This is a genomic window from Sphingomonas sp. (assembly GCF_035910975.1).
Taxonomy (GTDB): Bacteria; Pseudomonadota; Alphaproteobacteria; order Sphingomonadales; family Sphingomonadaceae; genus Sphingomonas.
In genome coordinates, this window is record NZ_JAMHWM010000046.1 from 1 (window position 1) to 5,673 (window position 5,673).

Here is a 5,673-nt window from a genome sequence, read left to right on the forward strand (position 1 = left end):
GGTCCTGTTTCAGGACATAGGTGACACTTCAACTTCAGGACATGGGTGACACTATGGCCGCGAAGGTGCGCTTCCGTGAGGATGAAGCGATGCCGTGGCCGAGCATCACCATGAATGAGAGTCGTCGAGAGTTTGTCCGCCGAGCGTTGCAGCAGGACTGCAACTTTGCGGCGTTGTGCCGCGAGAGCGGCATAGCGCGAAAGACCGGATACAAGTGGCTCGCACGCGCCCGAGAAGAAGGGTTGCGGGGGCTGCGCGAGCACAGTCGCCGGCCGCGTAGTTCACCGCAGCAGTTGGGTGAAGACGTGGTCTGCGCGTTAGGCAGGCTGAAGGTGGCGCATCCGCGTTGGGGTCCAGTGAAGATCGGTGAGCTCTACCGTCGGCAGTACGGGGAAGTGGTGAGCGTGAGTAGCTGTCATCGTGTGCTGCAGAAGCTGGGGCTGGTGCAGAAGCGTCGCCGGCGGATCCGACGCACCTCATCGGCGGGGGCCGGGCCAGTGTCTGCATTATACGCGAACCACGTCTGGACCGTGGACTTCAAAGGCTGGTGGACCTTGGCCAGTGGTGAGCGGTGTGAGCCGCTGACCGTGGTGGATGCGTACAGCCGATTCGTGCTGGCGGCGGTCGTCCCGACGGCGACCGGCTTTGAGGCGGTGAAGCACGTCTTCGTCGAACTGTTCAACCAATACGGGTTACCGGAAGTGATTCACTCCGACAATGGAAGCCCGTTTGCGAGCGTACAGGCGCCGCTTGGCCTCAGCCGATTGTCAGCGTGGTGGGTTAGTCTCGGGATCGATCTGGCGCGTAGCCGACCTGGTCACCCGCAAGACAATCCGGCGCATGAACGCATGCACGGAGATATCCAGGAAGAGATCACGCTGCACGTGCAGTCCGATCGCACGGCGCAGCAGGCCGGCTTGGACCTCTGGCGGCAGGAGTACAACGCCGTGCGCCCCCACCAAGCATTGCAGCAGCAATGCCCGGCCGAATTATATCGCAGGTCCGAGCGGCGATATTGCGCCGCCGAACTCGACTACGGTCCCGGTTTCCAGCCCCGCCGGGTGAGCGACAATGGCGTGATCAAGTGGGCAGGCGAAAACGTCTTTATCTCCACCGCACTCGCCGGCCAACTACTCGGACTGCGTCGCATTGGCGGCGCTGAACTCGAAGTGTGGCTCCATCACTTGTTTCTCGGTCACATCGATCTTAAGACGTACGGGTTCCGTGTCGCGCCAAGCCGCGACACGGAACCCGTACGTCTGTCCGCCTAAGCGAATACTTCCTCATCAACCCAAACTGTCACCTAGGTGTTACCGATGTCCTGAAACTAAAGTGTTACCGATGTCTTGATAGGACCCTTTCTGGATCGATCTCTCAGCTCTCAACTCTCAGCCCTCAACTGCGCCCGTCGCGGGCGCCACCCCTCACTCCGCCGTCTCGTCGAAACGCAGCAGGCGCGCGCTGTTGAAGATGACGAAGAACGCGCTGAATTCGTGGAGAAACGCGGCCACGATGGGACTGACGAGCCCGAAAGCGGAGAGGGCGACGAAGAGCCCGATGAAACCCAGGCCCCACAGCAGATTCTGGTTGATGATCCGCAGCGTGCGGTCGGACAGCGCGATGAAACGCGGCAGATGCCGCAGGTCGTTGCCCATGAGCGCAACGTCGGCGGTCTTGATCGCCACGTCGCTCCCCAGCGCCCCCATCGCCACGCCGAGATCGCCGGCGGCGAGCGCGGGCGCGTCATTCACACCGTCACCGATGACGAGCACCCGGCGGCCCGCGGCCTTCAGCGCGCGGACTTCCTCGAGTTTCTGCTCGGGCAGACAGTTGGCCCGGAAACGCGTGATGCCCGCTTCGGCCGCAATCTCGCGCGCCACGACCTCGCGATCGCCGGTGAGCATCACGAACTCCTCGATGCCGAGCGCACGCAGACTCTCGGCGGTGGCCTTCGTCTCGGCGCGAATGGCGTCGGCCAGCAGAATCGCGCCGGCGAACGTGCCGTGCCGCGCGACGTAGAGGCTCGAAGCGTTCGCCGTGTCGGTGACGTCGGTCGGGATCGCGACGCCCAGCTCCGCAATCCACGTGCGCCGCCCCGCGGCCAGACCGCCGCCGCGGACGCCGCGTCCGGCGACTTCCTGCGTCTGCAGCGTGGAGTCGATCGTCACGCCGCGCCGCCGGGCCTCACCGAGAATGGCGCGGGCGACGGGGTGCGTGGAGTGCGTCTCCAACGCCGCGGCAAGGGCGAGGAGTTCGTTTTCGGTGACGCCTTCAGCCGGATGGAGACTGACGACCCGGAGCTGGCCGGTGGTGAGCGTGCCGGTCTTGTCGAACACGACCGTGTCGATCGACTGCGCGGCTTCGAAGAAGCGCGAACTTTTCACGAGGATGCCGAGCCGAGACGCCACCGCGAGCGCGGCGACCATCGCTGACGGCGAGGCGAGGACGAAGGCGCACGGCATCGCGACGATGATCACGGCGATTGCGCGTTCGACTTCGCGGGTGAAGAACAGCACGAAGCCCGCGATGATCAGCACCAGCGGCATGTAGTAACGCGTGTAGTCGTCGATCAGCCGCATCACCGGAGCGCGCGAAGTCTTCGCCTCCTCGACGATATGCTTCACGCGACCGATCACGGTATCGTCGCCCGTCTTCGTGACCTCGAACTCGATGGCGCCGGTCAGATTGGTGGTGCCGGCATAGACGGCGGAGCCGACCTCGGCATCGACCGGCAGCGATTCGCCGGTGATCGTGGCCTGATCGAGCGTCGTCAGGCCGGAGAGGATACGGCCGTCGGCCGGAACGGTGTCGCCCGGCAGCACGCGCACGCGATCGCCGAGACGCAGGTCAGCGCCGTCGACGAGTTCCTCCGTCGCGCCGGAGGCGGCCAGGCGGCGGGCTTTGACGCGGGCGAGGCGGGTGAGGGAGTTGACCGCCTCCTCGACGCCCAGCGTCGTGTGCTCCTCGAGGATCTGGCCGACGATGAGGATCGCGGCGACGATCGTACCCGTGGCGTACTGGCCGATGGCGAAACACGCGAGAATCGCGAGCGCCACGAACTGATCCATGTAGTATTTCGTGGCCTCGAAGCCGTCGGCTTTCAGCGACGTCAGGCTGTCGATGAGCACGGGAATCGCGGCCAGCGCGAGGCCCAGCATGGCCCAGAGCGACATCACGTCGGCCTGGTCCGGCCGCAGCCACTGGGCGACGACGCTCAGGCCGAGGCACAGCAGCCCGAGCGCGACGAGTCCGATCCGAACGTGCAACGCCGACAGGCGAAAGGCGGGGGCGACGGCCGGGGCGCTCATTTGGCGTCGCGCAGGTAGACGTTGAACGCACCGCCGTCGGCGGGCAGCAGCGTTTTCTGTTTCACGCGCGGCAGCACGTACTCGAGCGCCGCGGCGCGGAGGCGGGTTTCGACGAGGGCGGGCGAGGTTCGGTGCTCAGCGAGCAGGGAGAGAAACGAGGCGGTCTCGCCGCGCGCGCGGGTCGTGAGTTCACGGCTGTCCGCGGTGGCTTGTTGCCGGGCGCGGAAGGCCTCGCTGGCGGCGCGCGGCATCGTCTGGGCGCGATAGGTGCGCGCCTGTTCGAGCGTCGTGCGGGCCTCCACCTGGGCGCTCGTGACGTCGGCAAACGCCGCGCTGGTCGCCGCAGGCGGCGCGAGGCTGTTGATCTCAAACGCCACGATCTCGATGCCGAGTTTGAGGGCGTCGACGCGTTCCTGCGCGAGTTCCCGGATGCGCGTGCGGAGCGATTCGAGCCCGGAGCCGAGCGCGTCGTCGATTTTCGTGCGCGCCAGGGTGCGCGTCGCCGCATCGATCAGCACGGCGTCGATCAGCGGCGTGCGCGCGCCGGTCTGCACGGCGCCGGCGTAGGCAAACGGATCGGTGATGCGGTAACGCGCGGTGAGGCGCGCCTGCACGATGTTGGCGTCGCCGGTGAGCGTGTAGCCGTCGAAGACTGGATGGAGTCCCTTGCCGGGCGGCGGGGTGTTCGCGGCGAGACCGACGTTGGCGGCGGGCAGGACGGCGAGCAGTGACGCGGGAATCTGCGGCGCGGTGAACGCGGCGGCCGGGGATGCTTCCGCGGCGGCGTTGGCCGCTGCCTGTTCGTCGGGCGCCCAGGCGTTGAGAAACAGCTCGTGCTGGGTGCGGGTGGGAACGCGCACGACGCGATCGATCGGCGGTGGCAGCGCAAAACACAGGCCGGGCGGGTGCAGTTCGCGTTGCAGCCGGCCGAGGCGGTAAATGAGCGCGTCCTCGTTGGGCGCCACGCGCGTGATTCCCGAACCGAGATAAATGCCGACGAGACCGAGCAGCAGCCAGCGCAGCAGCTTGATGGTGGCGGCAAGCGCGCCGAACAACGCCTGACCGGAGCTCACGCGGGCGGCGCGGCGTCGGGCGGAAAGCGGGAGAGGCGCGGGGTCAATCATGGCTTCGCGCGCGGGAAGGCGCGGCGTACCGGCGGAGATTCGGGAGGGCGCGCGAGGAAATTCATTTCGCGGGGACGGCCTTGAGCTGGTTGAACGGCGCGGTGTCGGTGTCGAGAATCAGGGTGGTGTTCTCGCGCGTCACTTTGCGCAGCGTCTCGAGCTCGCGGAGAAACTGATAAAACTTCGGGTCCTGCGCGTGGGCTTCGGCGTAGATGCGGGCCGCCTCGGCCTCGCCTTTGCCGCGGGTTTCCTCGGCGAACTTCTGTGCTTCGGCGATCAGGACGGTGCGTTCGGCGTCGGTCTTCGCGCGGAGTTCCTCGGCCTCGCGGCGGCCCTCGGCGCGGAACTTCGCGGCATATTGTCCGCGCTCGGCCTTCATGCGCTCGAACACGTACAGCGTGTTCGCCTCCGGGAGTGCGATGCGTTTCAAGCCGACCTGTTCGATCGCGATGCCGAACGCCGCGAGCGCGGCGGGCCGAATCTCCTCGGTGAGGCGCTGCTCGAGTTCCGCGAGCTTCAGCCGCGCCGGATCGGTGCTGACCAGTTCCTGGAAGTCGTAACGGCCGAGCAGCGAGTTCCGCGCGCTGATGGCGAGGCTGTCGAGCTTCGTCGGCACGGCGGCGGGCGTGCCGAGCGCCTGCAGGAACTTCAGCGGATCCGCCACGCGCCAGGCCAGGAACACGGGCAGGATGACGTTGCGCTTGTCCTGCGTGAGCGCCTCGGACACGCGCGTATCATAAAAAGCCAGACGCGTGTCGAAACGGTGCACGGTGTCCACGGGCCACGGCCATTTGAAGTAGAGCCCGGGATCGGCGAGCGTGCGCACCGGCGAGCCGAAACGGGTGAGGACCGCCGACTCGTTGCTGGCGACCTGGAAGCTGAACATCGCGAAGCCGAGGATCGTCACGACGACGAGGGCGATCAGCGCGCGGGTGAGGACTTGGACGGAGGACATGGGGGCGGTCGAAAACGGTTAACGCAGGGGCGCGGGCGCGACGGGTGTCGTGGCGTCGACGCCGAGGAAGAACTGGGCGCGGGCGCGCGCGGCGTGCGGAATCAGGATGAGCTGGCGGACATCCCCGAGCGCGGCCTCGAGGGCCTCAAGCCGGCGGCGCGTGGTGTAGACGTCGGGTTGGTTGCGATACACCGCCAATGGTGCACGGAAACGGGCGGCTTCACCCTGCGCGCGCGCGCGCCGCTCGGTGGCGGCAGTCTGCGCCTGCAGGCGAATCTGCGTCGCG

The 5,673-nt window shown here is 67.0% G+C and carries 5 protein-coding genes; 1 reads left to right on the top strand and 4 read right to left on the bottom strand.

Going from position 1 to position 5,673, the window contains the following annotated elements; all coding sequences use genetic code 11:
- Window positions 1-53: 53 nt before the first annotated feature.
- The gene (locus tag VYI76_RS16605; RefSeq protein ID WP_326525927.1) at window positions 54-1,271 is read left to right on the top strand and encodes a DDE-type integrase/transposase/recombinase; all 1,218 of its coding nucleotides are present in this window, start codon (window positions 54-56) and stop codon (window positions 1,269-1,271) included.
- Window positions 1,272-1,424: 153 nt separating this feature from the next.
- On the opposite strand, the gene VYI76_RS16610 is transcribed toward VYI76_RS16605, so the two are convergent.
- From VYI76_RS16610 to VYI76_RS16625, 4 genes are all read right to left on the bottom strand, one after another.
- Window positions 1,425-3,308: a heavy metal translocating P-type ATPase gene (locus VYI76_RS16610; protein ID WP_326525928.1), complete on the bottom strand. Its 1,884-nt coding sequence runs from the start codon at window positions 3,306-3,308 to the stop codon at window positions 1,425-1,427.
- Window positions 3,305-4,432: a protease modulator HflK gene (gene hflK, locus VYI76_RS16615; RefSeq protein ID WP_326525929.1), complete on the bottom strand. Its 1,128-nt coding sequence runs from the start codon at window positions 4,430-4,432 to the stop codon at window positions 3,305-3,307. The genes VYI76_RS16610 and hflK overlap by 4 nt, the downstream gene beginning before the upstream one ends.
- Before the next feature lie 61 nt (window positions 4,433-4,493).
- A complete protein-coding gene (gene hflC / locus VYI76_RS16620) occupies window positions 4,494-5,387 on the bottom strand; it encodes a protease modulator HflC (RefSeq protein ID WP_326525930.1) in 894 nt (297 codons plus the stop codon).
- An 18-nt stretch (window positions 5,388-5,405) separates the two neighbouring features.
- On the bottom strand, window positions 5,406-5,673 hold a 268-nt coding region (locus tag VYI76_RS16625), incomplete at its 5' end, for a hypothetical protein (RefSeq protein ID WP_443018984.1).

Excerpts from the sequence above, each read along its gene's own strand:
- VYI76_RS16605 (WP_326525927.1), top strand. The coding sequence starts at position 54 with ATGGCCGCGAAGGTGCGCTTCCGTGAGGATGAAGCGATGCCGTGGCCG.
- VYI76_RS16610 (WP_326525928.1), bottom strand. The coding sequence starts at position 3,308 with ATGAGCGCCCCGGCCGTCGCCCCCGCCTTTCGCCTGTCGGCGTTGCAC.
- hflK (WP_326525929.1), bottom strand. The coding sequence starts at position 4,432 with ATGATTGACCCCGCGCCTCTCCCGCTTTCCGCCCGACGCCGCGCCGCC.
- hflC (WP_326525930.1), bottom strand. The coding sequence starts at position 5,387 with ATGTCCTCCGTCCAAGTCCTCACCCGCGCGCTGATCGCCCTCGTCGTC.